This is a genomic window from Pseudomonas flexibilis (genome assembly GCF_000806415.1).
Taxonomy (GTDB): domain Bacteria; phylum Pseudomonadota; class Gammaproteobacteria; order Pseudomonadales; family Pseudomonadaceae; genus Serpens; species Serpens flexibilis.
Window position 1 is genome coordinate 212,043 of record NZ_JTAK01000006.1, and the last position, 22,314, is coordinate 234,356.

Sequence of the window (22,314 nt, forward strand, 5' to 3'; positions counted from 1 at the left end):
TAGGATACCCAATCCCGTTTCCCGGCGGCCATGCCCGAGCGTGGCGCACCTTTGAGATAGTCCGGCAATGTTTGGTTCCAACGACGACAAGAAGCCCCAGCCCGACGCTGGCGAGAAGAAAGGCCTGTTCGGCTGGTGGCGCAAGAAACCGCAGGACGCAGCGAAACCGGAAGCTGACACGCCTGCCCCCGAGCAAACCCCGATCCCCGAGGCCGAGCCGGTTGCCGTCCCCGTGGAGCCGGTGGCTGAGATCATGCAACCCGAACCCAGTGCTGCCGTGGAGCCTGAGCCGGAAGCGCCCGCGGCTGAGCCGGTCAAGCCCGCCGGGGACAAGGTGGGCTTCTTCGCACGGCTGAAGCAGGGCCTGTCCAAGACCAGTTCCAGTCTGGGCGAAGGCATGGCCAGCCTGTTCCTGGGCAAGAAGGCCATCGACGATGACCTGCTCGACGAGCTGGAAACCCGCCTGCTGACCGCCGACGTCGGTGTCGAAGCCACCACCGCCATCGTGCAAAACCTCACCAAGCGCGTCGCCCGCAAGGAGTTGGCCGACAGCGAGGCCCTGTACAAGGCGCTGCAGGCCGAGCTGGGCGCCCTGCTCGCTCCGGTCGAGCAGCCGCTGGTCATCGATACCGCCAAGCATCCCTACGTGATCCTCGTGGTTGGCGTGAATGGCGTCGGCAAGACCACCACCATTGGCAAGCTCGCACGCAAGCTCCAGCAGGACGGCAAGAAGGTCATGCTCGCTGCCGGCGACACCTTCCGCGCTGCCGCGGTCGAGCAGCTGCAGGTGTGGGGTGAGCGCAACCGCATCCCGGTGGTCGCCCAGCACACCGGCGCGGACTCCGCATCGGTGATCTACGATGCGGTGCAGGCCGCCAAGGCCCGCGGCGTCGACGTGCTGATTGCCGATACCGCCGGCCGTCTGCACACCAAGGACAACCTCATGGAAGAGCTGAAGAAGGTGCGCCGCGTGATCGGCAAGCTGGACGAGACGGCGCCCCATGAGGTGTTGCTGGTGCTGGACGCCGGTACCGGTCAGAACGCTATCAACCAGACCCGCCAGTTCGACCAGGCGGTGACCCTGACCGGCCTGGCGCTGACCAAGCTGGACGGCACCGCCAAGGGCGGGGTCATCTTCGCCCTGGCCAAGCAGTTCGGCCTGCCGATCCGCTATATCGGGGTCGGCGAAGGCATCGACGACCTGCGCGACTTCCGCGCCGATGACTTCGTGCGCGCTCTGTTCGCCGAAAAGGAAACTGGATGATTCGCTTCGATCAGGTAGGCAAGCGCTACGCCAACGGCCACATCGGCCTGCACGAGCTGTCCTTCCAGGTCGAAGCGGGGGAATTCCTGTTCATCACCGGGCATTCCGGCGCGGGCAAGAGCACGCTGCTGCGCCTGCTGCTGGCCATGGAGCGGCCGTCCACGGGCAAGGTGCTGCTGGCCGGGCAGGACCTGTCCACCATCACCACCGCCGAGATCCCCTTCCTGCGCCGGCAGATCGGCGTGGTGTTCCAGAACCACAAGCTGCTGTTCGATCGCAGCGTGTTCGACAACGTGGCCCTGCCCCTGCGCATTCTCGGGTTGTCCCGCCAGGAGATCGCCGAGCGCGTGGATGCGGCGCTGGCCCGGGTAAGCCTGCGCGACCGGGCCAAGGATTTCCCCAACGATCTGTCCACCGGCCAGCAGCAGCGCGTCGGCATTGCCCGCGCGGTGGTGCATGAACCGGCGCTGCTGCTGGCTGACGAGCCCACCGGCAACCTGGACCCGCGCCTGGCAGCCGAAATCATGGGCGTGTTCGAAGACATCAACGCACTGGGCACCACTGTGCTGGTGGCCAGCCACGACTTGGCGCTGATCGCGCGCATGCGTCACCGCATGCTGACCCTGCAGCGTGGCCGCCTGATCGGCGATGGAGCCGCCGAATGACTGTCCACCGCCAACCCAACTTGCGACCCGCCGGACGTGGCGCCACTCGCCGTACGGACGCTGGCGCCGATAAACCCGTACGCCGTGGCCCGAGCCTGTCCAGCCAGTTGCACGGCTGGCTGGACAGCCATCGCGGCAGTCTGCGTGACAGCCTTGGGCGTCTGTGGCAGCAGCCGTTCGGCTCGTTCTTCACCTGCCTGGTGATGGCCATCGCCCTCTGCCTGCCCATGGGGCTGGCGTTGCTGCTGGATAATGTCGAACGGCTCAGCGGCACCTGGCAGCACGCCGCGCGCATATCAGTGTTCCTGGAGATGAGCGTCAGCGACGCCGAAGGCCAGACGCTGCGCGACGACATCGCTGGTATGCCGCAGGTGGAGCAGGCCGACTGGATCAGCCGCGAGCAGGCACTGAAGGATTTTCAGGCGGTTTCCGGTCTCGCGGAGGCGCTACGCGAGCTGCCGGACAACCCCTTGCCGGGCAGCGTCCTGGTCACGCCGTCCACCGTGGACAAGACCGAGCTGGAAACCTTGCGCCAGCGTCTGGCGGAGCTACCGGGGGTGGAGCTCGCGCAGCTCGATCTGCTGTGGGTGGAGCGCCTGGGTGCCATCCTGGCGCTGGGCGACCGTTTCCTGTTCGGCGTGACCGTGCTGCTGGTGCTGACCCTGCTACTGGTAATCGGCAACACCATACGGCTGCACATCGAGAATCGCCGTACCGAGATCGAGGTCATCAAGCTGGTGGGGGGAACCGATGGCTACGTGCGGCGTCCGTTCCTCTACCTTGGCGCCCTCTACGGGCTGGGGGCGGGCCTGCTGGCCTGGGCGGTGCTGGCCTTCGGGCTGGCCTGGCTCAACGCGGCGGTGGTACGCCTAGCCGGGCTTTACGACAGCGACTTCAGCCTGGTCGGTGTGCCGCTGGCCGATGGCGTATCGCTGGTGCTTGGTGCGGTGCTGCTGGGCTATATCGGCGCCTGGTTGGCGGTGGCCCGGCACCTGCGGGATCTGGCGCCCCGCTAGCCTGGAGGGCCGGGCCAGACGGGTCGGCCGCCCTTGCTTCGGGAACTTTTGGGGTCAATTCACTGTCTCAGCGCTCGGTGCTACACTGCCCCGGCATCGTCTTTGGAGGACCTGCATGTCAACTTCTCTGCAACCTGTCTATGCCCTGGCTCCTGGCGCGAACCTCGAGGCCTACGTGCATGCTGTCAACAGCATTCCGTTGCTGTCGCAGGAGCAGGAGCGTGAATTGGCGGAGCGTCTGTTCTACCAGCAGGATCTGGAAGCGGCCCGGCAGATGGTGCTGGCTCACCTGCGCTTCGTGGTACACATCGCCAAGAGCTACTCCGGCTATGGCCTGGCCCAAGCCGACCTGATCCAGGAAGGCAACGTCGGCCTGATGAAAGCGGTCAAGCGCTTCAACCCTGAGATGGGCGTGCGCCTGGTCTCGTTCGCCGTGCACTGGATCAAGGCCGAGATTCACGAGTTCATCCTGCGCAACTGGCGCATCGTCAAGGTCGCCACCACCAAGGCGCAGCGCAAGCTGTTCTTCAACCTGCGCAGCCAGAAGAAGCGTCTGGCCTGGCTCAGCAATGATGAAGTCGAGCGGGTGGCCGACAGCCTGGGCGTCGCCCCGCGCGAAGTGCGCGAGATGGAAAGCCGCCTGACCGGCCACGACATGGCCTTCGACCCGGCCAACGACGCCGACGACGACAGCGCCTACCAGTCGCCGGCACACTTTCTCGAAGACCACCGCTACGATCCGGCCCGCCAGCTGGAGGATGCTGACTGGAGCGACAGTTCCACCGCCAGTCTGCACGAGGCGCTGGAGGGGCTCGATGAACGCAGCCGCGACATTCTCTACCAGCGCTGGCTGGCCGAGGAGAAGGCCACGCTGCATGAACTCGCCGCCAAGTACAACGTTTCCGCCGAGCGCATCCGCCAGCTGGAAAAGAACGCCATGAACAAGCTCAAGGGTTCGTTGGCGGCATAAGGTTGGCTGTTATGGAAAAACCGCGCTTCGGCGCGGTTTTTTATTGGCTGGTCCGCAGGGGCGGCGGCCGGAACGGCGCTGACCGCCCTATGTCCGGCTTCAGAACGAATGGGCGTTCTGTCGACGCTGCCAGCTCCGCATCCGCTCAGCCAGGCGCCCGACGTTTTCTATTTGCTGGCGCACCGCCCGGTTGAACAGCACCAAGGCTAGTTCGGCGCTGACCAGTGCGTCGGCGCAGGCATTGTGGCGTTGCTGCACCTGCAGGCCGAAGAGCTCCAGCCAGTCGTCCAGGCCGGCCTGCGGCTTGCTCATCTGCGGACAGAGCATCGGCGCCATCTCGGCCAGATCCAGGAAGGGGTGGCGGAACTTGTAGCCCAGGCTCTCCTTCATGGCGCGGGTCAGCATCTGTTGATCGAAGCGGGCATGGAAGGCCAGGAGCGGGCTGTCACCCACGAACTCCATGAAATCCAGTAGCACTTCGGCTGGGTCGTCACCGGCGGCGATCTCGCTGGGGGCGATGCCGTGAATCAGCACACTGGGTCCCGGGGTGCGGTATTCGCGCATCAGGGTGCGCTCGAACTGTTGGCCCAGCGGAATGCCGCCCTGGTCGATGACAACCGCCCCGATGGACAGGACTTGGTCGCGGCTGACGTTGAGTCCTGTGGTTTCCACGTCAACCACCACGAAACGCTGTTTCAACAGGGGCTGCTCGGCAAGCGGCGCGGGGTCGCGCAGGCGGTCGAGACGTTGTCGCTGGCTGTCGGTCAGGCTCGCCGTGCTGCGCCGGCTGAACCAGGTGGCAAGTGAATTCATAGCTGGTACCGAAGGGCCAGGCTGCTCTGCAGGCGCTGAGCCTGGCGGAAGGATTCTCGCAGGATGCGACGATCCAGGTGGTTGAGGGTTTCCGGGTCGAGGCGGTTGGAATACGGCAGCCCGGCCCGGCTCTGCTTCTGGTGCAACTGCAGGCGCACCTGCTGGATGAAATGGTAGGCCTCCTCATAGGCCGCGCCATCCTTCTCGTCGATAACTCCTTTGAGCACCAGCAGGTGCAGGCGCTCCAGGGTGCTGGTCGCGTCGATGCCGTTGGCCAGGGCCAGCAGGCGGGCGCCGTCGACGAACGGCGTGAGGCCCTGCACCTTGACGTCCAGGGTGTCCTTGTCGGCGCCCTTGCGCACCACCAGGAAGTCGCGGAAGCGACCGACCGGCGGACGATGGCGCAGGGCATTCTCGGCCATCAGGCGCTGGAAGGTGCTGTTGCTGGCGATCAGTGCTAGCAGCTCCTTCTGCAGCGCCTGGCAGCCTTCCGTCGGCCCCCAAAGCACCCGCAGGTCGAAGTAGATGGTCGAGCTCAGCAGGTTTTCCGGCGTCGCCTCGCGCACGAAGCTCTGGAAGCGGCGCGACCACTCGCTGCGCGACAGGCACAGCTCGGGGTTGCCGGCCATGATGTTGCCCTTGCACAGGGTGAAGCCGCAGGTGGCCAGGTGCTGGTTGATGCGCTGGGCGACCGGCAGCAGCTTGCCGCGCAGCAGGGCCGCTTCGGCAGCATCGCGCGCCTCGAAGAGAATGCCGTTGTCCTGATCGGTGTGCAGGGTCTGCTCGCGGCGCCCCTCGCTGCCGAAGCACAGCCAGCTGAACGGCACGCCGGGATCGCCCATCTCTGCCAGGGTCAGCTCGATCACCCGGCAGACGGTGTGGTCGTTGAGCAACGTAATCAGCTGGGTAATCTGTGTCGAGCTGGCGCCGTGGGCCAGCATGCGCTCCACCAGGCGACCGACTTCCTCGCGCAGGTCCGCCAGGGCCTGCACGCTGTCGGCATGGCGCAGGGTGCGGGCCAGGTGCACCAGGTCGATACGCTGCAGGGAGAACAGGTCCCTCTCGGACAGCACGCCCACCAGCCGGTCGTTCTCGACCACGCAGACGTGGGCGATGTGCCGCTCGGTCATTGCCATGGCCGCGTCGAAGGCGGTGGCCGAGGGCGGCAGGTGGAAGGGGTTTGGGGTCATCATGTCGCGCAGCGGATGCTCCAGGCTGGCGCTGGCTGCGGCGATCACCCGGCGCAGATCGCGCAGGGTGAAGATGCCGACGGGGCTGTGCTGGTCGTCCACCGCGATGATGCTGCCGACGTTCTGCTCGTGCATCAGGCGCACGGCGTCGCGCAGCGGCATGTCCGGCGAACAGGCCACCGGGTCGCGGTGCGCCAGTTCATCCAGGCGGGTATCCAGCGAGTAGTCTTCGCCGAGGCTTTCCACCGCGTGCAGCTGGACGCGCTGCTTGACCTTGTCGAGCAGGCTGCTCACGCCGCGCAGGGCGAAGTCGCGAAACGGCGCGGACAGACTGAACAGCTCGACGAAGATTTCCCGCGGCAGCAGCAGGCAGAAGCAGTCCGTGCCGGCCACGTGGGCGGTCCGGGTCGCCCGTTCGCCGAGCAGCGCGGCGATGGGGAAGCACTCACCGGTGCTGATTTCGAAGGTGGTGTCCTGGCGGCCGCCCGGATGGCTGCGTTTGCCCTGCACACGGCCCTGCTTGACGATGTGAAAATGCTGCACCGGGCCTTCGTCCGGATGCAGGATCGACTCCCCCTGGGCATAGAAACGCAACTGGCAGTTTTCCACCAGGCGCAGCAGATGACCTTGCTGCATCTGGTCGAATGGCGGGTGCTTCTGCAGGAATTCGATGGTGCCCTGAATGTTCTGCAGAACGGCAGTCTTGCCTGCCTCGGCAAAGGCATCTGCCTTGCTCATGGAGCCTCCGGGTGTCTTCTTGTCGTTTCGCATGGTGGTGCGTCGACCCGCGCATCGACATTGGACGTAAGTCTAGAGCCCGGATATTGGAACCCCGGCCACTGGCCGGGGTTCTGGGTGGCTCACGGCAGCGTGAACAGCACCTTGACGGCCGGCGTCACGGCGGCGGCATCGACGTAGCCGATGGCATTCGCTTCCGCGGCGATCTGGGCGACCATCGCGGCATCGTCAGCCACGCTGGCCAGCGGCTGACCCTTGCCGGTGAAGATCAGGCCGGACCAGTAGGATTTCAGCTGGGCTTCGTTCTTGCTGGTGACCTGCCCGTAGAATTTCTCCTTGGTCGAATTCCAGCCCTTGAGGTCAAAGCCCTTCAGGGATTTGTCCTTGCCGAGGAAGATGTTTGCGACTTCGGCCTGGGTTGGCGCTTTGGGCGCGGCGGGATTAATGATCACGGCGACCTGGGCCTGGGCTGCGCCGGCCAGCGCGCTCAGCGTGATCACGCCAAGAATGCGGGAAATAAGCGACATGGTCGGTCTCCTCAGAATACGAAGTCGATGCCGAGGCTGATGATCTCGCCGTCGAAGTCCGGAATGTTCTGGCTAAGCACTTCGAGGGCTGAGGGCACGAACATGCCTTCGAAGCCGTTCTCGGTCTTGACCTGCTTGTACTCGCCCTTGAGCGTCACGTTCGGCATCAGGCTGTAGTTCAGGCCCAGGGTCCAGGACGACTGGCGTGCGCCCTTCTCCTCGTCCAGCTGCGCATAGGTGAGGTGTGGCAGGAAATCGCCCAGGCGGCGGCCGCCCATCAGGTAGAACGCGTTCTGGTCGGGACTCATCGGGCCGTCGATGGTACGCCGAGTCCATTCGTTGGCACTGATCCAACTGCCGTCATCGTACTGGTAACCGACGCTGAGGAAGCTGCCCTTGCTGTCGGCGATGCCCAGCAGCGGGTTGTCGATGGTCAGCTTGGCCTGGTTGTAGGCCACGCGCAGGGTGCCGTAATCGTTGCTGGCCAGGCTAAGGCTGGCGCCCACCAGATTGTCCCAATCGGTGTCGTAGAACTCATCAAACAGGTAATAGTCGCGATCCTTGGCCTGACCGGCGAGGGCCTGGATATTCAGGGTGGCGAAGGACAGCGGCAGGCTGTAGACCACGTCGACACCTTCGTAGTTGGACAGCTGGATCTGTCCATAGACCTCGTCGGGCAGCCGCAGCCAGGGGTAGCTGAAGCCGACGTCGAGGGTTTCCGAATACATGTAGGTCGCGGTGCGCAACCGGCCGGCACGCAGCAGGACGTGATCATTGGCCTGCCAGGCCAGGTATGCCCACTCGAGATTGGCTTTCCAAGAATCCTGCTCGGCCTTGGCGGTCAGTTGGGCGGTGGCATTCAGGCTGTCAGTGAGGCCATAGCTCATCTGGGTGCCTAGCTTGGACAACTGGTCGCCGCGCCAGGAATCGGTGGTCTGGCCATTGATGCCGTAGTTGCGGCCCTCTGCTTCGCCACCCAGGTAGGTGACGGCGGCAGTGCCGAAGGCATTGAAGCGGTAGTCGCCTTGTTCCAGCGCGAAGGCTGGGGTGATGGCCAGGCAAGCGGCTGCCAGGCCAATGGCTCGAAATGCAGGCATGGAAAGTCCCCGAAGGTTTGAGAGTTAAACGCGAAATTGAGCGGTGGCTGCGTGCAGATGGTCGCCGGTGCTGACCAGTTGCTCGCCGAGCCGGGTGGTGGTGCCGGCACCGTGAGCGGTGGCCTGGGCGCCTTGCTGCAGCACCCGGGTTTCTTGTTGTATCGAGCTCGACAGGCCGATCTGCTCCTGGGTGAAGCGGGCAATGGCCGCGTTCAGGGTGTCGATCTGACCGACGGTGCGGGCGATGTCATCCAGCAGGCGGGTTGCCTCGCTGGAGCGTTCGATGCTGGCGCGTGCTTTCGCGCCATTGGATGTCATGGCATCGAGTACCGCGTTGGCGCTGCGCTGCAGGCGCTGGATGATTTCCTGGATCTGTTCCGTGGAGCTGGCGGTCTTCTGCGCCAGGTTGCGCACTTCATCGGCAACCACGGCGAAGCCGCGACCCTGTTCGCCGGCGCGCGCCGCCTCGATGGCGGCATTGAGGGCCAGCAGGTTGGTTTGTTCGGCGATGGTACGGATCACCGTGAGAACCGAGCCGACTTCCTGGGTTTCCTGCTCCAGCTGCGTCATGGCGGTGACGGAAGACATCACACTGTTGCCCAGGTCCTGGATACCGCCGGCGAGAGCCCCGATGTTTTCCCGGGCGGCATTGGCCTGTTGCGAAGCGGCACCCGCCTCGTCGGAGGCCTGGCGGGAGCGTTGAGCAACTTCTTCGATGCGCTCCGACATGGTCAGGATGTCACGGCCGATGGAGTCGGTGTGCTCCTGCTGGGATTGGGCGTTGCGCTCCGCCTCGCTGGTCAGCCGGTAGAGGTCCTGCGACATCTGCGCCAGAGGGCTGGCCGCCTCGACGATCTGGCGGATCGTGGCCTGCAACTTGTCGAGGAAGGCGTTGAACAGCTGGATCATGGTACCGATTTCGTCATTGGAGACGCCTTCGATACGCCGGGTCAGATCGCCATCGCCGCTCGCGATGGCGCGCAGGGAGGCGATGACCCGACGCACATTGCTCATGATGTTGGCGGTCACCCACCAGGCACCGCAGCCCACCAGGATTATCAGCAAAATGCTGAGGCCGATGCCCAGCTGGGTGGTCGCGACGTTGTCGCTGCGCGTGGAGGCCAGTGTCCGCTGGAAGTCCTGGTAGGCGCTGGTGCGGAAGACGGAGGCCAGGGCCTGGGCGCGCTCGAGATCGGCAGTCATGCGCTGCAGGTTGTCGCCCAGGTCGCCGAACGAAGCCGAACCGTCTATCAACTGACGCGAGACTTCGAGAGCGTTCTGGCCATACGCCGCGACCGCCTCGCGCCAGGCCCGCAGTTCCCCGCTGCGCTGCGCGTCACTCAGCAGGGTGCCCAGTTGCTGTTGTTGCGTCTCGATGTCCGCGAGTAGTTGGCGAGCCTCATCGACCAGCGTCGCTTCGCCCGCGCTGACGGCATTGTTGAGCAGCCCCGGCAGGCGTGAGAACTGAAAGATCACCGCATCGCTTTGTTCCAGAATCGGATAGCTGCGACTTTCCAGTACCAGCAGGCGATCGTTGGTCTCGGCAAGCTGGAGAGAGGTGTGACCGACGAAGAGAATCAGGCCCAGCAGGGCCACGGCTGGTACCAGGGAAAGCTTGGCAGTCAGCGACAGACTCTTGAACACGAGGAACTCCATGGCGGCGGGGGCTGCCTGAACACTGCGATGTCATAATGACATTATACGTCGCTTTATGACTAAAAGCTAAGTGCGCGTCAGGTGTATCGGCCCGGATCACCCGATCTTCAGCGTCGACAGGCATAAAAAAACCGCCCCGTGGGGCGGTTTTTTCACAGCGTTTGCGGGTTACAGACCGTTCCGGGCCTTGTACTCGCGACGGCGGCGGTGCAGCACCGGCTCGGTGTAGCCGTTGGGCTGCTTGGTGCCTTCGAGGATCAGCTCCAGCGACGCCTGGAAGGCGACGTTGTCGTCGAAGTTCGGCGCCATCGGCTTGTAGGCGGCGTCGCCGGCGTTCTGGCGGTCCACCACCACGGCCATGCGCTTCATGCTTTCGATGACCTGCTCCTTGCTGATCACGCCGTGGCGCAGCCAGTTGGCCAGCAGCTGGCTGGAGATGCGCAGGGTGGCGCGGTCTTCCATCAGGCCGATGTCATTGATATCCGGCACCTTGGAGCAACCCACGCCCTGATCGATCCAGCGCACCACGTAGCCGAGGATGCCCTGTACGTTGTTGTCGATCTCGTTCTGCTTCTCTTCCGCGGTCCAGTTGGTGTTCTCGGCCAGCGGAATGGTCAGGATGTCGTCCACCGAAGCGAACTGACGCTTGGCCAGTTCCTGCTGACGGGCGAACACGTCGACCTTGTGGTAATGCAGCGCGTGCAGCGAAGCGGCGGTCGGCGACGGTACCCAGGCGGTGTTGGCGCCAGCCATCGGGTGGCCGATTTTCTGTTCCAGCATGGCGGCCATCAGGTCGGGCATGGCCCACATGCCCTTGCCGATCTGCGCGCGACCGGACAGGCCGCAGTTCAGGCCGTGGTCGACGTTCCAGTTCTCGTAGGCGGCGATCCACTTCTGCGCCTTCATGGCGGCCTTGCGCACCATGGCGCCGGCTTCCATGGAGGTGTGGATCTCGTCACCGGTGCGGTCGAGGAAGCCGGTGTTGATGAACACCACGCGCTCGCTGGCGGCCTGGATGCAGGCCTTGAGGTTGACGGTGGTGCGGCGCTCCTCGTCCATGATGCCGACCTTCAGGGTGTTGCGCTTGAGGCCCAGCACGTCTTCGACGCGGTTGAACAGCTCGTTGGCGAAGGCGACTTCTTCCGGGCCGTGCATCTTCGGCTTGACGATGTACACCGAGCCGGTGCGGGTGTTCTTGCGGCTGGTGTTGCCGTTCAGGTTGTGGATGGCGATCAGGCTGGTGATCAGGCCGTCCATGATGCCTTCCGGTACCTCGAAGCCATCCTTGTCGATGATCGCGTCGTTGGTCATCAGGTGACCGACGTTGCGGATGAACAGCATGGAGCGGCCGTGCAGGCTCAGTTCGCCGCCGTTGGCGGCGGTGTAGCTGCGGTCCGGGTTCATGGTGCGGGTGAAGGTCTTGCCGTCCTTGCTGACCGACTCGGCCAGGTCGCCCTTCATCAGGCCCAGCCAGTTCCTGTAGGCGATGACCTTGTCATCGGCGTCCACGGCGGCCACGGAGTCTTCGCAGTCCATGATGGTGGTCAGCGCCGCTTCCATCAGGATGTCCTTCACGCCGGCCGCGTCGGTCTGGCCGATCGGGCTGTTGCGGTCGATCTGGATTTCGAAGTGCAGGCCATTGTTCTTCAGCAGCACGGCCTTCGGTGCGGCGGCTTCACCCTGGAAGCCCACGAACTTGGCGGCGTCCTTCAGGCCGGTAGTGCTGCCGTTCTTCAGGGACACCTGCAGCTGACCGCCGACGATGCTGTAGCCGGTGGCGTCGACGTGCGAGCCGGTGGCCAGCGGTGCGGCTTCGTCCAGGAAGGCGCGGGCGAAGGCGATGACCTTGTCGCCGCGAACCTTGTTGTAGCCCTTGCCCTTCTCGGCGCCGCCTTCCTCGCTGATGGCGTCGGTGCCATAGAGCGCGTCGTACAGCGAGCCCCAGCGGGCGTTGGCGGCGTTCAGGGCGAAGCGCGCGTTCATGATCGGCACCACCAGCTGCGGGCCGGCCATGGTGGCGATTTCTTCGTCGACGTTGGTGGTGGTCACCTTGAAGTCGGCGGGTTCGGGCAAGAGATAACCGATTTCCTGCAGGAACGCCTTGTAGGCGACCGCGTCGTGGGCCTGACCCTTGCGCGCCTGATGCCAGGCATCGATCTGGGCCTGCAGCGCGTCGCGCTTGGCCAGCAGCGCGCGGTTCTTCGGCGCCAGGTCATGGATGACGCTCGCAGCGCCGGCCCAGAAGGCATCGGCGCTGACGCCGGTGCCGGGAATGGCTTCGTTGTTCACGAAGTCGAACAGGACTTTGGCGACCTGCAAGCCACCGATTTGAACGCGCTCAGTCATCACTTGCCTCACTTGAATCTCTGCGATTTAACCCGGACGCGGGAGTAGTTTCGTTCTTGTAGTCCGAGCCGCGGGATACTACATGAAGCATTCGGGAATTGCAGCGCTGCCTTCGTCGAGTCCGGGAGTGATCTATACCTAGGTTCTTGGATGTCGGGAGGAGCCCTGCATGGAACATCTGGTACTGACGGTCATCGCGCGTGATCAGACCGGACTGGTTGAGCGCATCGCCACCTGCGTCGGCGAACATGGCGGCAACTGGCTGGAAAGCCGCATGGCGCGCATGGCGGGACAATTCGCCGGCATCCTGCGCGTGGCGGTGCCGGCCGACTCACAGGACGAGCTGCTGGACGCGCTGGAGGCGCTGGCGCTGCAGGATATCCACGTGCAGGGCGCGCCGGCCGGGGCGGAGCCGGTGTGCAACTGGCGCCCCATGCGCCTGGAGCTGGTGGGTGATGATCGGCCGGGCCTGCTGCGCGAGGTGACCCGGGTGCTCGGCGAACAGGGCGTGAATATCGAGGTGCTGGATACCGCCGTCAGCGAGGCGCCCATGGGCAGCGAAACGCTGTTCCGCGCCCAGGCCCTGCTGGCGGTGCCGCTGCCGGTGGCCCCGGATGCGCTGCAGCACAGCCTGGAGCGCCTGGCCGACGACCTGATGGTGGAGCTGCGCATTGAGGCGCAGCAGGTCGAGCCGTCCGTGTAGCCGGAGCGGCCGTCGACTACCGGCGCCGCAGCGTCAGCCAGGCGTCCAGGCTGTAGATCGCCAGCGCGACCCAGATACAGATGAACGACAGCAAGCGGGCCGAATCCAGCGGCTCGCCGAACAGCAGCACGGCCTGCAGCAACACCAGGGTCGGCGCCAGATACTGGAGGAAGCCCAGCGTTGCATAGGGTAGGTGGCGCGCCGCTGCGTTGAAGCACACCAGTGGAATCAGCGTGATCGGACCCGCGGCGGCCAGCAGCCAGAGCTGGCTACTGCTCCAGAATGCCGCTTGAGCACTCATGGCCGCCGGATGCCAGGCTAGCCACAGCAGTGCCACGGGCAACAGCAGCCAGGTCTCCACCACCAGGCCGGGCAGCGCCGCCACGGGAGCCTGCTTGCGGATCAGCCCATAGAACCCGAAGGTCAGCGCCAGAGCCAGCGAAACCCAGGGCACGCTGCCGAGCAGCCAGATCTGCTGGAGCACACCCAGCGCGGCCAGCCCGACCGCCAGCCATTGCAGACGGCGTAGCCGTTCGCGCAGCACGACCAGGGCGAGCAGCACGTTGACCAGGGGATTGATGTAGTAGCCCAGGCTGGCTTCGAGCATGCGCGCGTTAATCACCGCCCAGACGTAGATCAGCCAGTTGGCGGCAATCAGCAGGCCGCACAGGGCCAGCACCGCCAGGCGTTGCGGATGGGCGCGCAGCTCGGCCCACCAGCCGGGGTGCTTCCACACCATCAGCAGGGCGGCACCGAACAACGCTGACCAGAGCACCCGGTGCACGATGATCTCGCTGGCCGGAATGGCTTCGAGCAGCTTGAAGTAGAGCGGGAACAGGCCCCAGATGACATAGGCGGCCAGGCCCAGCAGGTAGCCGCGCCTCAGATCGGTGGAAGACATGGAGGTTCCGCAGGCCGCGCTGTCGTAGGCGGCCGTAGAAAAGGGATTCAGCCGCAGGAGATCAGCTTGATCCTGCCTTGTTCATCGGTGTACAGCGTCAGGCGCTGGGCATCGTACTCCAGGGTCACCACCATGCCTGGCGCCACCACCCGCACCCGTTCGGCGTTGGCCTGCTGGCGTGCTTTCTCCAGTGTGGCCTCGTCCGGCATCCTGCCAACCAGGTGCGCCAGGCGGGTGGCGTTACAGGCCTGTGCGCCAGGGCGCTCGGCCGGCTGGGATGCACACCCGGCCAGCAGGGCCAGCAGCGTTGCGGTCAGCAAAAGGCGTGATTGCATGGAGCTCTCCTGAAAGTGTCCTGAGCACAGACCTGCATCAGGCGTGCTCGTCATCACCGCCGGTCAGACGAGCCAGTGCGCGGCGCACCATGTTGGCGTAGGGTGGCGGGTTCAGCCGGTAGAGCTCGCTCGCCACCCAGGTCAACCAGCGCGCACCGAGCACCTCGCGTTGCGCGAACAGGCGCAGGGCGTCGGCCTCGGCACGGTCCTGGTGGGCCTGGTGGAAGTCGGCGCGCGACTCAGTCTGGCACACGGGCTTCAGAGTACCCTGCTGGTGAACCGCGACAGTCCCGGCAGCTCCAGAACCATCTCGTCGCCCACCTGCAGGGGGCCCACTCCCACCGGCGTGCCGGTGAGGATCACGTCGCCCGGCAACAGGCTGAAGTGACCGGCCATGTGGCGGATCAGCGGCAGGATGGGATTGAGCATCTCGGCGCTGTTGCCGTCCTGGCGCACTTCGCCGTTGAGGCTCAGGCGAATGCGCAGGTCGGTCAGATCGGCCACCGCGTCGGCCGCCACGAACGGCGCCAGGACACAGGCGCCGTCGAACGATTTGGCGATCTCCCAGGGCAGGCCCTTCTCCTTGAGCTTGCTCTGCACGTCGCGCAGTGTCAGATCCAGCGCCGGGGCAAAGCCGGAGATGGCGTCCAGCACTTCCTCGTCACCGGGGTTGGGCGACAGCGGCTTGCCGATCAGCACGGCGATTTCCGCCTCGTAGTGCACGGCGCCACGGTTGCGTGGGATCTTGAAGCCGCCTTCCAGCGGCACGGCGCAGCTGCCCGGCTTGATGAACAGCAGCGGTTCGCTGGGCACCGGGTTGTTCAGCTCGGCGGCGTGTTCGGCATAGTTGCGGCCCACGCACACCACCTTGCCCAGCGGGTAGTGGATGCGGGTACCGTCGACATACTGATGCTGGTAGCTCATGGGGCTCTCCTGAGCGGGTGTCTCTTGTTCTGGTCAGGCAAAGATCTTGCCGGGATTCATGATGCCGTTCGGGTCGAAGACCGCCTTCACCGCCTTCATGCAGGCGATCTCGGCCTCGGAGCGGCTGTAGCCCAGGTAGTCGCGCTTGGTCATGCCCACGCCGTGCTCGGCGGAGATCGAGCCGTTGTATTTGGCGACGGTCTCGAACACCCAGGTGTTCACCGTGGCGCACTTGGCGAAGAATTCGTCCTTGCCCATGTTGTCCGGCTTGAGGATGTTCAGGTGCAGGTTGCCGTCGCCGATGTGGCCGAACCAGACGACTTCGAAGTCCGGGTAGTTGGCCTCGACGATGGCGTCGATGTCCTTGAGGAACGCCGGCACCCTGGAGACGGTGACCGAGATGTCGTTCTTGTACGGCGTCCAGTGCGAGATGGTCTCGGAGATGTACTCGCGCAGCTTCCACAGGTTCTGCAACTGCTGCTCGGACTGGCTCATCACGCCGTCCAGCACCCAGCCCTGCTCCACGCAATGCTCGAAGATCGCCAGCGCGTCATTGGCTACCTCCTCGGTGCTGGCCTCGAACTCCAGCAGCGCGTAGAACGGGCACGGGGTGTCGAACGGTGCCGGCACGTCGCCGCGCGCCAGCACCTTGGCCAGCGCCTTGTCGGAGAAGAATTCGAAGGCGGTCAGGTCCAGCTTGCTCTGGAAGGCGTGCAGCACCGGCATGATGGCGTCGAAGTCCGGGGTGCCCAGCACCATTGCGGTGAGGTTCTTCGGCGCGCGTTCCAGGCGCATGGTGGCTTCCACCACGAAGCCCAGGGTGCCCTCTGCGCCGATGAACAGCTGGCGCAGGTCGTAACCGGTGGCGTTCTTGATCAGGTCGCGGTTGAGTTCGAGGATGTCGCCGGCGCCGGTGACCACCTTCAGGCCGGCCACCCAGTTGCGGGTCATGCCATAGCGGATCACCTTGATGCCGCCGGCGTTGGTGCCGATGTTGCCACCGATCTGGCTGGAGCCGGAGGAGGCGAAGTCCACCGGGTAGTACAGGCCTTTCTCTTCGGCGGCCAGTTGCAGCTGTTTGGTGACCACGCCGGCCTGGCAACGGGCGGTGCGGTCGAATTCGTTGATCTCGAGGATCTGGTTCATGTAGTCGAAGGACACGACCACTTCACCGTGGGCGGCCACCGCCGCGGCGGACAGGCCGGTACGCCCGCCGGACGGCACCAGGGCAACCTTGTGCTGGTTGGCCCAGCGCACGATGGCCTGCACCTGCTCGATGCTCTTGGGGAACACGATGGCGCTGGGCGCGGGTGCGAAATGCTTGGTCCAGTCCTTGCCGTAGGCTTCCAGCGAAGCGGCATCGGTGAGGACCTTGCCCGGTTCGACCAGGGCCTTCAGTTCTTCGATCAGGGCGGCGTGCAGCATGGCGGAACTCTCGAAACGTTCATGGTCACCCTGAGGACACTTCAGGACGCGACCGAGCATGGAAAAAGGAGATCATGCTAGCATACGCCCCCCGTTAATCGCGCGCTCCGGCCGATTTCGGGGTCGGCCGCGCGCCGGCCCGGCCAGCCACTCCCGCTGACCATCCCCCTGCCTATTTCATACGGGATCACAGGTACGCAGATGAGCAAGACCAGCCTCGACAAGAGCAAGATCAAGTTCCTTCTTCTGGAAGGTGTCCACCAGAACGCCGTGGACACCCTGAAGGCCGCCGGGTACACCAATATCGAGTACCACACCGGTTCGCTGCCGGAGGCGGAGCTCAAGGAAAAGATCGCCGATGCACACTTCATCGGCATCCGCTCGCGCACCCACCTGACCGAGGAAATCTTCGACTGCGCGAAGAAGCTGGTCGCGGTCGGTTGCTTCTGCATCGGTACCAACCAGGTCGACCTGAACGCCGCCCGCGAGCGTGGCATCGCGGTGTTCAACGCGCCCTATTCCAACACCCGTTCCGTCGCCGAGCTGGTGCTGGCCGAAGCCATCCTGCTGCTGCGTGGCATCCCCGAGAAGAACGCTGTGTGCCATCGCGGCGGCTGGATCAAGTCGGCGGCCAATTCCTTCGAAATCCGCGGCAAGAAGCTGGGTATCGTCGGCTACGGCTCGATCGGCACCCAGCTCTCGGTGCTGGCCGAAGCGCTGGGCATGCAGGTCTACTTCTATGACGTGGTCACCAAGCTGCCGCTGGGCAACGCGCAGCAGGTCGGCAGCCTGCACGAGCTGCTGGGCCTGGCCGACATCGTCTCCCTGCACGTTCCCGAGCTGCCGTCCACCCAGTGGATGATCGGCGAGAAGGAAATCCGCGCCATGAAGAAGGGCGCCATCCTGCTCAACGCCTCGCGCGGCACCGTGGTGGAAATCGAGCCGCTGGCCCAGGCCATCAAGGACGAGCACCTGATCGGCGCCGCCATCGACGTGTTCCCGGTCGAGCCGCGTTCCAACAACGAAGAGTTCATGAGCCCGCTGCGTGGCCTGGATCGCGTGATCCTGACCCCGCACATCGGCGGCTCCACCGCCGAGGCGCAGGCCAACATCGGCCTGGAAGTGGCCGAGAAGCTGGTCAAGTACAGCGACAACGGCACCTCGGTGTCTTCGGTGAACTTCCCGGAAGTGGCCCTGCCGTCGCACCCGGGCAAGCACCGCCTGCTGCACATCCACAAGAACATCCCGGGTGTGATGAGCGCCATCAACCGCGTGTTCGCGGAAAACGGCATCAACATCTCCGGCCAGTTCCTGCAGACCAACGAGTCGGTGGGCTACGTGGTGATCGATGTCGACGCCGCCTACTCCGACCTGGCCCTGCAGAAACTGCACGAAGTGGAAGGCACCATCCGCGCCCGCGTGCTGTTCTAAGCGCCGGCTTATGGAGGTGAAAAAGGGAGGCTTCGGCCTCCCTTTTTCGTTGCGGTCTTTCCCTCTTTTTGTAGGAGCGGACTTGTCCGCGAGCTTCGGTGTGTCCTGCACGAAAAGCTCGCAAATGAATTCGCTCCCACAGGGCGGTGGTCCCTACGCCTGCTCCAGATCGCGCAGCGCCTCGGCGGCGGCGTCCAGCTCGTTCTCGTTGAACACCTGCACGCCGGCCTGGCGCAGCGCGGCGGCAGTCACGCCTTCGCCGTCGATCAGCGTGCCGCTGAAGCTGCCGTCGTAGTTCTGCCGGTTGCCGCAGGACGGGCTGCGCGCCTTGAGGATGGCCAGGCGGATGTGCCGCTCGCGCACCAGGCGCAGCGCGGCCTCGGCGCCAGCGCGAAAGGCATCGCTGACGTCCAGCCCATGCACGGTGATGACCGGTGCACGGCCGGCCAGCACCTGGCGACCGGCGCCGCCGGGGATTTCCGCCGGCGGGCGGGGCGTGGGCAGGCCGCCGGCCATTTCCGGGCACAACGAGACCAGCCGGCCTTCCGCCTGCCACTGGCGCAGGCGCTCGAACGGGCCATGGCTGCCGCCGTCGTAGCGCACGGGCTGACCGAGCAGGCAGGCGCTGACCAGGATGCGTTCCATGGCGTTCAGATCCGCCGGCGAATCCAGCCGGTCAGCGCCAGGCGCTGGCGGCGGGCGGGCAGGACCTCGTGCGGAATCCGGTCGGACATGAAGCAGACCAGCGTGCCGCCCTCCGGCAGGATGTCGCGCTCGCCCTCGGGCAGGTACATGCGCAGCTGCCCGCCGTCGGCCTCGCACCAGTCGGGGTCGTTCAGGTAGACCACCACCGTCACGGTGCGCCGGTCGTCATCGCGGAAGCGGTCCAGGTGGCGCTGATAGAAGCCGCCCGGCGCATAGACGGCGAAATGACTTTCCAGATCCTCCAGACCGAGGAACAGCTCGCGATTCAGGGTCAGGCGTAACGCATCGATGGCTGCCAGGTATTCGTCGCAGGCCGCCGACTGACCCGGCTCCAGCCAGAGGATCGAGTCGCTGCGGATGGACTCGTTTATCAGCTTGCCGTCGCCGCGACCGATTGCGGCGGGCAGCAGTTCGCCGGCCGCATGGCGGGCGCGGCACTCTGTGGCCAGTTGGAGGGTCAGAGAGTTCGCAAGGAAGTGGGGCTGCACTGACCAGCCACGCGCGACCAGATCATCGATGATATTCGCCAGCACGGGAGTCCCCAGGGGTGTCAGAGGCGCGCATTCTATGCCTGCGCGGGGGGGCGCTGAAAAGTACTTTTTGCGGCGCTCGACAGCCGTGATTTTCCTTCTGAAAATGCGCGCTTTCGCGCGTCTGCCTGGAGTTTTCATGCCCGCGTTCATCTGCCTGCTTCTTGCCCTCCTCAGCCTGCCGGTCGTGGCCGAGGCGGAGCCGCACGTGCGACTGTTCCAGGCCGCCGGGTGGCCGCAGCAGCGCGAGCATTTCCATGCCGCGCTGCGCCAGGCCCAGCAGCGCTATCGCGACACGTTGCCGGCCGGTGTCTTCCAGACGCTGGTGGCCAACAGCAACCAGCGTTTTCAGCCCCGGGGAATGGACGAGCGGGCGCTGGAGACGCTGCGCACGCGACTGACCGACCCCGCTCCGGCGCTGGACTTCTTCGAGTCACCCCTGGGACGCAAGGTGGTGGCCGCCGAAGTTCAGGCCAGCAGTCCGGCCAGCCTGAGCCGGGCGCCGCAGGCGCTGCCGCTGAGCGAGCCGCGGCGTGCCACCCTGCGGCGCCTGGCGGATGCGCTGCCGGCGAGCGAGGCGGGCGTGGAGGTCAGCCTGGCCCTGGCCGGTGTGGCCGCCGACAGCCTCAGCCAGATGATTCCCGGACTGCCCATGGGCATGGCCAGCCAGGGCGTACTGGACAGTCAGCGCGCCCGTTTGCGGCAACAGATGGAACCGCGCCTGGTGGAGGGACTGGCGCGGGTCTACCAGCCGTTGAACGACGCTGAGCTGGAACGCTTCGCCCGCTTCGCCGAGTCGGCCGAGGGGCAGCGCTATTACCGGGCGGCACTGGCCGCGCTGCGCGCCAGCCTGCGCGTGGGCAACTGACGCGGGCTCAGCCCAGTTGGCGGGTCAGGAACTCGAAATACTGCTGACGCAACGCCTCGCGCTCGTTGACCAGGTGATGCCGTGCGTCGGGCAATAACAATCGGCGCGGCTGGTTGAACTTGTCCTCCAGCACGTCGAGGTTGTGCTGCCATTCCACCGTTGCATCCTGCTCACCCTGCACGATCAGCGGGCTGTGCGCGCTGCGCCGGGCGCCCTCGATGCGCGGGATCCAGCGCGCCAGGGCACCGACCCAGGCGGTGGGCAGGATGCGCGGCTGCAACGGGTCGCGGTGGTGCACGAAGTCGATGAAGTCGGCGTCGCTGGAGTTCACGCTGAACCGCCGGGGAATCGCGTCGACGAACGGGCGCACCAGGTGGTAGCTGAGCTGTGAGCGTTTCCAGGCGCGCGGCCGTACCAGCGGGGCGAGCAGGATGGTCTCGCCCAGCTCGGGGCGTGGTCGGCCATGCAGCAGGTAATCGAGCAGGATGGCGCCGCCGGTACTCTGTCCGCACAGGTGCCAGGGGCGGGGCAGGCGCAGGGCCTCGGCCTCGGCAAACAGCCCGTGCAGCACCGCCTGGTATTCGCCGAAGTCGTCGATGCTGGCGCGCTTGCCGCTCGACAGCCCGTGCCCGGGCAGGTCGCAGGCCAGTACCGCGAAGTTCAGGCTCAGCGCCCAGTCCACCAGGTTGCCGTACAGCCCCATGTGGTCGTAGTAGCCATGCAGCATCAGCAGTGTGGCCACCGGCCGCTCGGGCAGCCAGACCTGCGCCGCCAGGCGATAGGGGCCGGCCCGGAAGCTGCCCAGCCGGCTGCGCACGCCGGCACGTACCGCGTCGAGCCCGTAGAAGCTGCGGTAGTGGCCGCTCTGCGCGGGCTCCTGGCCGGCCGCCGCCAGCGGTGGCAAGGCTGCGAGCAGGTGTTCGGGCTGGAAAGTGGACATGGCGTACCGAATGCGGGAAAGGGCGGACCCGGTATACTGCGCGGCGCCGCACCCGGCAAGCCCCACAGCCAAGGTCGCCGTACCATGTCCCTGACGCGCAAGTCCCTGCTCGCCTACCTGCTCGCCGGCCTATGGCTGGTGGCCATGGTCTGGGCCTTCTGGTGGTATCAGGCCCGCTACCTGCGGCCCTTCGATACCTCGCCCACGCTGTTCAGCGGCGAGCACCTGCAACTGCCCGCCGCCATCGCCGGCCCCGGGTCGGTGCGCCTGGTGCATTTCTGGGATCCGGCCTGCCCGTGCAACGTGGGCAACCAGCAACACTTGGCCGAGATGCTCGAACGCTATGCCGGGCAGGTGCAGTTCTATGCTGTGCAGCGTTCCGGTAGTCGCGGCCAGTTGCCGGCGCCGCTGGCCGCGCTGCAGCCGCTGAGCGGGCTGCAGGGCGCCGAGGACCTGCCAGCCAGCCCGGCGGTGGCCGTCTGGGACAGCCTGGGCCGGCTGGCCTACTTCGGCCCCTACAGCGAAGGTGCGGTATGCACCTCGGCCAACAGTTTCGTCGAGCCGGTGCTCGATGCGCTGCTCGCCGGTCGCCCGGTGCTGGCGCCGCAGACGCTGGCCAGTGGCTGTTTCTGCGCCTGGCGGGACTGAATCGCGCAGGACGGGGGACAGCCGGCAGTCCGCGTGGCAGAATGCGAACCACTTCACAGGGGGTTTCCCATGCATGCATCCGAGGATGACGAACTGTACGCCGGCCAGGCGCTGATCGAGGCCATTGAGGCGCAACTGGAAGGCGGCGAGCCTCCGGCGACCCGGGCGGTCTATAACAAGCTGAGCCTGGTCGGTTACGAGCGTGAGGAAATCCTGCAGATGATGGCCCTCGTCCTGGCGGATGAGGTGCGTGTGATGCTGAACGACAACCGTCCCTTCGATGGCGAGCGTTACGAGCGCCTGCTGCGTGCATTACCCGAGCTGCCCGACGAGGCCGCCGAGCACTGAATCCCGCCCTACTACAAAGGAAGCAGCCATGTCCTATACGCCAGAGCGCATTGCCGAGTTGCACCTGCTGACCCACTTCAACCTGGCCAACCACCAGGAAGGCCTGAAGCTGCACAGCGACGCCGACCCGCAGTTGCTGGGCGCCGCCGCCCGTCTGCATGCCCGTGGCCTGCTCACCCAGGTCGACGGTGGCTACCTGACCAGCCTCGGCCTCGATGCCGCCGAGCACGCCCAGGCCCTGCTGACCATCCTGACCCCCGCGGAAGGCTGATCC

At 65.6% G+C, this 22,314-nt stretch carries 24 protein-coding genes; 10 read left to right on the forward strand and 14 right to left on the reverse strand.

Annotated elements, in window-relative coordinates:
• The first annotated feature begins 67 nt into the window (after nucleotides 1-67).
• The 4 genes from ftsY (at nucleotide 68) to rpoH (ending at nucleotide 3,915) form a co-directional block, all read left to right on the forward strand.
• Nucleotides 68-1,264: a signal recognition particle-docking protein FtsY gene (gene ftsY / locus PT85_RS15205; protein ID WP_027588745.1), complete on the forward strand. Its 1,197-nt coding sequence runs from the start codon at nucleotides 68-70 to the stop codon at nucleotides 1,262-1,264.
• Complete coding sequence (ftsE, locus tag PT85_RS15210; RefSeq protein ID WP_027588746.1) at nucleotides 1,261-1,929, forward strand: cell division ATP-binding protein FtsE; 669 nt, start codon at nucleotides 1,261-1,263, stop codon at nucleotides 1,927-1,929. Before ftsY ends, ftsE begins: the two co-directional genes overlap by 4 nt.
• Nucleotides 1,926-2,945, forward strand: a complete 1,020-nt coding sequence (gene ftsX, locus PT85_RS15215) for a permease-like cell division protein FtsX (RefSeq protein WP_039562393.1) — start codon at nucleotides 1,926-1,928, stop codon at nucleotides 2,943-2,945. Before ftsE ends, ftsX begins: the two co-directional genes overlap by 4 nt.
• 115 nt (nucleotides 2,946-3,060) lie before the next feature.
• Nucleotides 3,061-3,915, forward strand: a complete 855-nt coding sequence (gene rpoH, locus PT85_RS15220) for an RNA polymerase sigma factor RpoH (protein ID WP_027588748.1) — start codon at nucleotides 3,061-3,063, stop codon at nucleotides 3,913-3,915.
• 99 nt (nucleotides 3,916-4,014) lie between these two features.
• Here rpoH and PT85_RS15225 read toward each other — a convergent pair whose 3' ends face one another.
• From PT85_RS15225 to PT85_RS15250, 6 genes are all read right to left on the reverse strand, one after another.
• Entirely contained in the window at nucleotides 4,015-4,728 is a 714-nt protein-coding gene (locus PT85_RS15225; protein WP_027588749.1) for a 3'-5' exonuclease, read from the reverse strand.
• Nucleotides 4,725-6,656, reverse strand: a complete 1,932-nt coding sequence (locus PT85_RS15230; protein ID WP_039607143.1) for a putative nucleotidyltransferase substrate binding domain-containing protein — start codon at nucleotides 6,654-6,656, stop codon at nucleotides 4,725-4,727. Before PT85_RS15230 ends, PT85_RS15225 begins: the two co-directional genes overlap by 4 nt.
• 122 nt (nucleotides 6,657-6,778) lie before the next feature.
• Nucleotides 6,779-7,183, reverse strand: coding sequence for a hypothetical protein (locus PT85_RS15235; protein WP_027588751.1), 405 nt, complete (start codon nucleotides 7,181-7,183; stop codon nucleotides 6,779-6,781).
• A gap of 11 nt (nucleotides 7,184-7,194) precedes the next feature.
• A complete protein-coding gene (locus PT85_RS15240) occupies nucleotides 7,195-8,280 on the reverse strand; it encodes a porin (RefSeq protein WP_027588752.1) in 1,086 nt (361 codons plus the stop codon).
• Between the two features lie 24 nt (nucleotides 8,281-8,304).
• Complete coding sequence (locus PT85_RS15245) at nucleotides 8,305-9,924, reverse strand: methyl-accepting chemotaxis protein (protein ID WP_027588753.1); 1,620 nt, start codon at nucleotides 9,922-9,924, stop codon at nucleotides 8,305-8,307.
• Between the two features lie 180 nt (nucleotides 9,925-10,104).
• Nucleotides 10,105-12,282, reverse strand: a complete 2,178-nt coding sequence (locus tag PT85_RS15250) for a malate synthase G (RefSeq protein ID WP_039607144.1) — start codon at nucleotides 12,280-12,282, stop codon at nucleotides 10,105-10,107.
• Between the two features lie 169 nt (nucleotides 12,283-12,451).
• Between PT85_RS15250 and PT85_RS15255 the strand changes: the two genes are divergently transcribed.
• Nucleotides 12,452-12,985: a glycine cleavage system protein R gene (locus PT85_RS15255; protein WP_027588755.1), complete on the forward strand. Its 534-nt coding sequence runs from the start codon at nucleotides 12,452-12,454 to the stop codon at nucleotides 12,983-12,985.
• A gap of 16 nt (nucleotides 12,986-13,001) precedes the next feature.
• Here PT85_RS15255 and rarD read toward each other — a convergent pair whose 3' ends face one another.
• Genes rarD through PT85_RS15280 form a run of 5 tightly spaced genes read right to left on the reverse strand, consistent with a single transcriptional unit; the run spans nucleotide 13,002 to nucleotide 16,570 of the window.
• Nucleotides 13,002-13,886, reverse strand: a complete 885-nt coding sequence (gene rarD / locus PT85_RS15260) for an EamA family transporter RarD (RefSeq protein ID WP_027588756.1) — start codon at nucleotides 13,884-13,886, stop codon at nucleotides 13,002-13,004.
• A gap of 47 nt (nucleotides 13,887-13,933) precedes the next feature.
• Nucleotides 13,934-14,221 carry an I78 family peptidase inhibitor gene (locus tag PT85_RS15265; protein WP_027588757.1) on the reverse strand — a complete coding sequence of 96 codons (288 nt, stop codon included), beginning with the start codon at nucleotides 14,219-14,221 and terminating at the stop codon, nucleotides 13,934-13,936.
• A gap of 37 nt (nucleotides 14,222-14,258) precedes the next feature.
• Entirely contained in the window at nucleotides 14,259-14,474 is a 216-nt protein-coding gene (locus tag PT85_RS15270; protein ID WP_039607145.1) for a hypothetical protein, read from the reverse strand.
• Between the two features lie 5 nt (nucleotides 14,475-14,479).
• Nucleotides 14,480-15,145: a fumarylacetoacetate hydrolase family protein gene (locus PT85_RS15275; protein WP_039562831.1), complete on the reverse strand. Its 666-nt coding sequence runs from the start codon at nucleotides 15,143-15,145 to the stop codon at nucleotides 14,480-14,482.
• A gap of 33 nt (nucleotides 15,146-15,178) precedes the next feature.
• Complete coding sequence (locus PT85_RS15280) at nucleotides 15,179-16,570, reverse strand: FAD-binding oxidoreductase (RefSeq protein ID WP_039607227.1); 1,392 nt, start codon at nucleotides 16,568-16,570, stop codon at nucleotides 15,179-15,181.
• 201 nt (nucleotides 16,571-16,771) lie between these two features.
• On the opposite strand from PT85_RS15280, the gene serA reads away from it, so the two are divergent.
• On the forward strand, nucleotides 16,772-18,001 hold the full coding sequence (gene serA / locus PT85_RS15285) for a phosphoglycerate dehydrogenase (RefSeq protein ID WP_027588761.1): 1,230 nt from the start codon (nucleotides 16,772-16,774) through the stop codon (nucleotides 17,999-18,001).
• Nucleotides 18,002-18,154: 153 nt separating this feature from the next.
• Here the strand turns inward: serA and PT85_RS15290 are convergent, their stop codons facing one another.
• Nucleotides 18,155-18,646 (reverse strand): DUF523 domain-containing protein, encoded by a 492-nt coding sequence (locus tag PT85_RS15290; RefSeq protein WP_039607146.1) that lies wholly within the window; start codon nucleotides 18,644-18,646, stop codon nucleotides 18,155-18,157.
• 5 nt (nucleotides 18,647-18,651) lie between these two features.
• Nucleotides 18,652-19,239, reverse strand: coding sequence for a 2OG-Fe(II) oxygenase (locus PT85_RS15295; RefSeq protein WP_234702716.1), 588 nt, complete (start codon nucleotides 19,237-19,239; stop codon nucleotides 18,652-18,654).
• A gap of 136 nt (nucleotides 19,240-19,375) precedes the next feature.
• On the opposite strand from PT85_RS15295, the gene PT85_RS15300 reads away from it, so the two are divergent.
• Nucleotides 19,376-20,104, forward strand: a complete 729-nt coding sequence (locus tag PT85_RS15300) for a DUF2059 domain-containing protein (RefSeq protein ID WP_039607147.1) — start codon at nucleotides 19,376-19,378, stop codon at nucleotides 20,102-20,104.
• A 7-nt stretch (nucleotides 20,105-20,111) separates the two neighbouring features.
• On the opposite strand, the gene PT85_RS15305 is transcribed toward PT85_RS15300, so the two are convergent.
• Nucleotides 20,112-21,044, reverse strand: a complete 933-nt coding sequence (locus PT85_RS15305) for a phospholipase BipL (protein WP_027591005.1) — start codon at nucleotides 21,042-21,044, stop codon at nucleotides 20,112-20,114.
• Nucleotides 21,045-21,128: 84 nt separating this feature from the next.
• Between PT85_RS15305 and PT85_RS15310 the strand changes: the two genes are divergently transcribed.
• The 3 genes from PT85_RS15310 (at nucleotide 21,129) to PT85_RS15320 (ending at nucleotide 22,311) form a co-directional block, all read left to right on the forward strand.
• Complete coding sequence (locus PT85_RS15310) at nucleotides 21,129-21,692, forward strand: DUF6436 domain-containing protein (RefSeq protein WP_039607148.1); 564 nt, start codon at nucleotides 21,129-21,131, stop codon at nucleotides 21,690-21,692.
• A 69-nt stretch (nucleotides 21,693-21,761) separates the two neighbouring features.
• Entirely contained in the window at nucleotides 21,762-22,040 is a 279-nt protein-coding gene (locus PT85_RS15315) for a hypothetical protein (protein ID WP_027591003.1), read from the forward strand.
• A gap of 28 nt (nucleotides 22,041-22,068) precedes the next feature.
• Entirely contained in the window at nucleotides 22,069-22,311 is a 243-nt protein-coding gene (locus PT85_RS15320; protein WP_027591002.1) for a TIGR02647 family protein, read from the forward strand.
• Nucleotides 22,312-22,314 lie beyond the last annotated feature (3 nt).

What these genes read in the sequence shown, in the direction of transcription:
- ftsY (WP_027588745.1), top strand. Translation starts at nt 68, where the DNA reads ATGTTTGGTTCCAACGACGACAAGAAGCCCCAGCCCGACGCTGGCGAG.
- ftsE (WP_027588746.1), top strand. Translation starts at nt 1,261, where the DNA reads ATGATTCGCTTCGATCAGGTAGGCAAGCGCTACGCCAACGGCCACATC.
- ftsX (WP_039562393.1), top strand. Translation starts at nt 1,926, where the DNA reads ATGACTGTCCACCGCCAACCCAACTTGCGACCCGCCGGACGTGGCGCC.
- rpoH (WP_027588748.1), top strand. Translation starts at nt 3,061, where the DNA reads ATGTCAACTTCTCTGCAACCTGTCTATGCCCTGGCTCCTGGCGCGAAC.
- PT85_RS15225 (WP_027588749.1), bottom strand. Translation starts at nt 4,728, where the DNA reads ATGAATTCACTTGCCACCTGGTTCAGCCGGCGCAGCACGGCGAGCCTG.
- PT85_RS15230 (WP_039607143.1), bottom strand. Translation starts at nt 6,656, where the DNA reads ATGAGCAAGGCAGATGCCTTTGCCGAGGCAGGCAAGACTGCCGTTCTG.
- PT85_RS15235 (WP_027588751.1), bottom strand. Translation starts at nt 7,183, where the DNA reads ATGTCGCTTATTTCCCGCATTCTTGGCGTGATCACGCTGAGCGCGCTG.
- PT85_RS15240 (WP_027588752.1), bottom strand. Translation starts at nt 8,280, where the DNA reads ATGCCTGCATTTCGAGCCATTGGCCTGGCAGCCGCTTGCCTGGCCATC.
- PT85_RS15250 (WP_039607144.1), bottom strand. Translation starts at nt 12,282, where the DNA reads ATGACTGAGCGCGTTCAAATCGGTGGCTTGCAGGTCGCCAAAGTCCTG.
- PT85_RS15255 (WP_027588755.1), top strand. Translation starts at nt 12,452, where the DNA reads ATGGAACATCTGGTACTGACGGTCATCGCGCGTGATCAGACCGGACTG.
- rarD (WP_027588756.1), bottom strand. Translation starts at nt 13,886, where the DNA reads ATGTCTTCCACCGATCTGAGGCGCGGCTACCTGCTGGGCCTGGCCGCC.
- PT85_RS15265 (WP_027588757.1), bottom strand. Translation starts at nt 14,221, where the DNA reads ATGCAATCACGCCTTTTGCTGACCGCAACGCTGCTGGCCCTGCTGGCC.
- PT85_RS15275 (WP_039562831.1), bottom strand. Translation starts at nt 15,145, where the DNA reads ATGAGCTACCAGCATCAGTATGTCGACGGTACCCGCATCCACTACCCG.
- PT85_RS15280 (WP_039607227.1), bottom strand. Translation starts at nt 16,570, where the DNA reads ATGCTGCACGCCGCCCTGATCGAAGAACTGAAGGCCCTGGTCGAACCG.
- serA (WP_027588761.1), top strand. Translation starts at nt 16,772, where the DNA reads ATGAGCAAGACCAGCCTCGACAAGAGCAAGATCAAGTTCCTTCTTCTG.
- PT85_RS15290 (WP_039607146.1), bottom strand. Translation starts at nt 18,646, where the DNA reads ATGGAACGCATCCTGGTCAGCGCCTGCCTGCTCGGTCAGCCCGTGCGC.
- PT85_RS15300 (WP_039607147.1), top strand. Translation starts at nt 19,376, where the DNA reads ATGCCCGCGTTCATCTGCCTGCTTCTTGCCCTCCTCAGCCTGCCGGTC.
- PT85_RS15305 (WP_027591005.1), bottom strand. Translation starts at nt 21,044, where the DNA reads ATGTCCACTTTCCAGCCCGAACACCTGCTCGCAGCCTTGCCACCGCTG.
- PT85_RS15310 (WP_039607148.1), top strand. Translation starts at nt 21,129, where the DNA reads ATGTCCCTGACGCGCAAGTCCCTGCTCGCCTACCTGCTCGCCGGCCTA.
- PT85_RS15315 (WP_027591003.1), top strand. Translation starts at nt 21,762, where the DNA reads ATGCATGCATCCGAGGATGACGAACTGTACGCCGGCCAGGCGCTGATC.
- PT85_RS15320 (WP_027591002.1), top strand. Translation starts at nt 22,069, where the DNA reads ATGTCCTATACGCCAGAGCGCATTGCCGAGTTGCACCTGCTGACCCAC.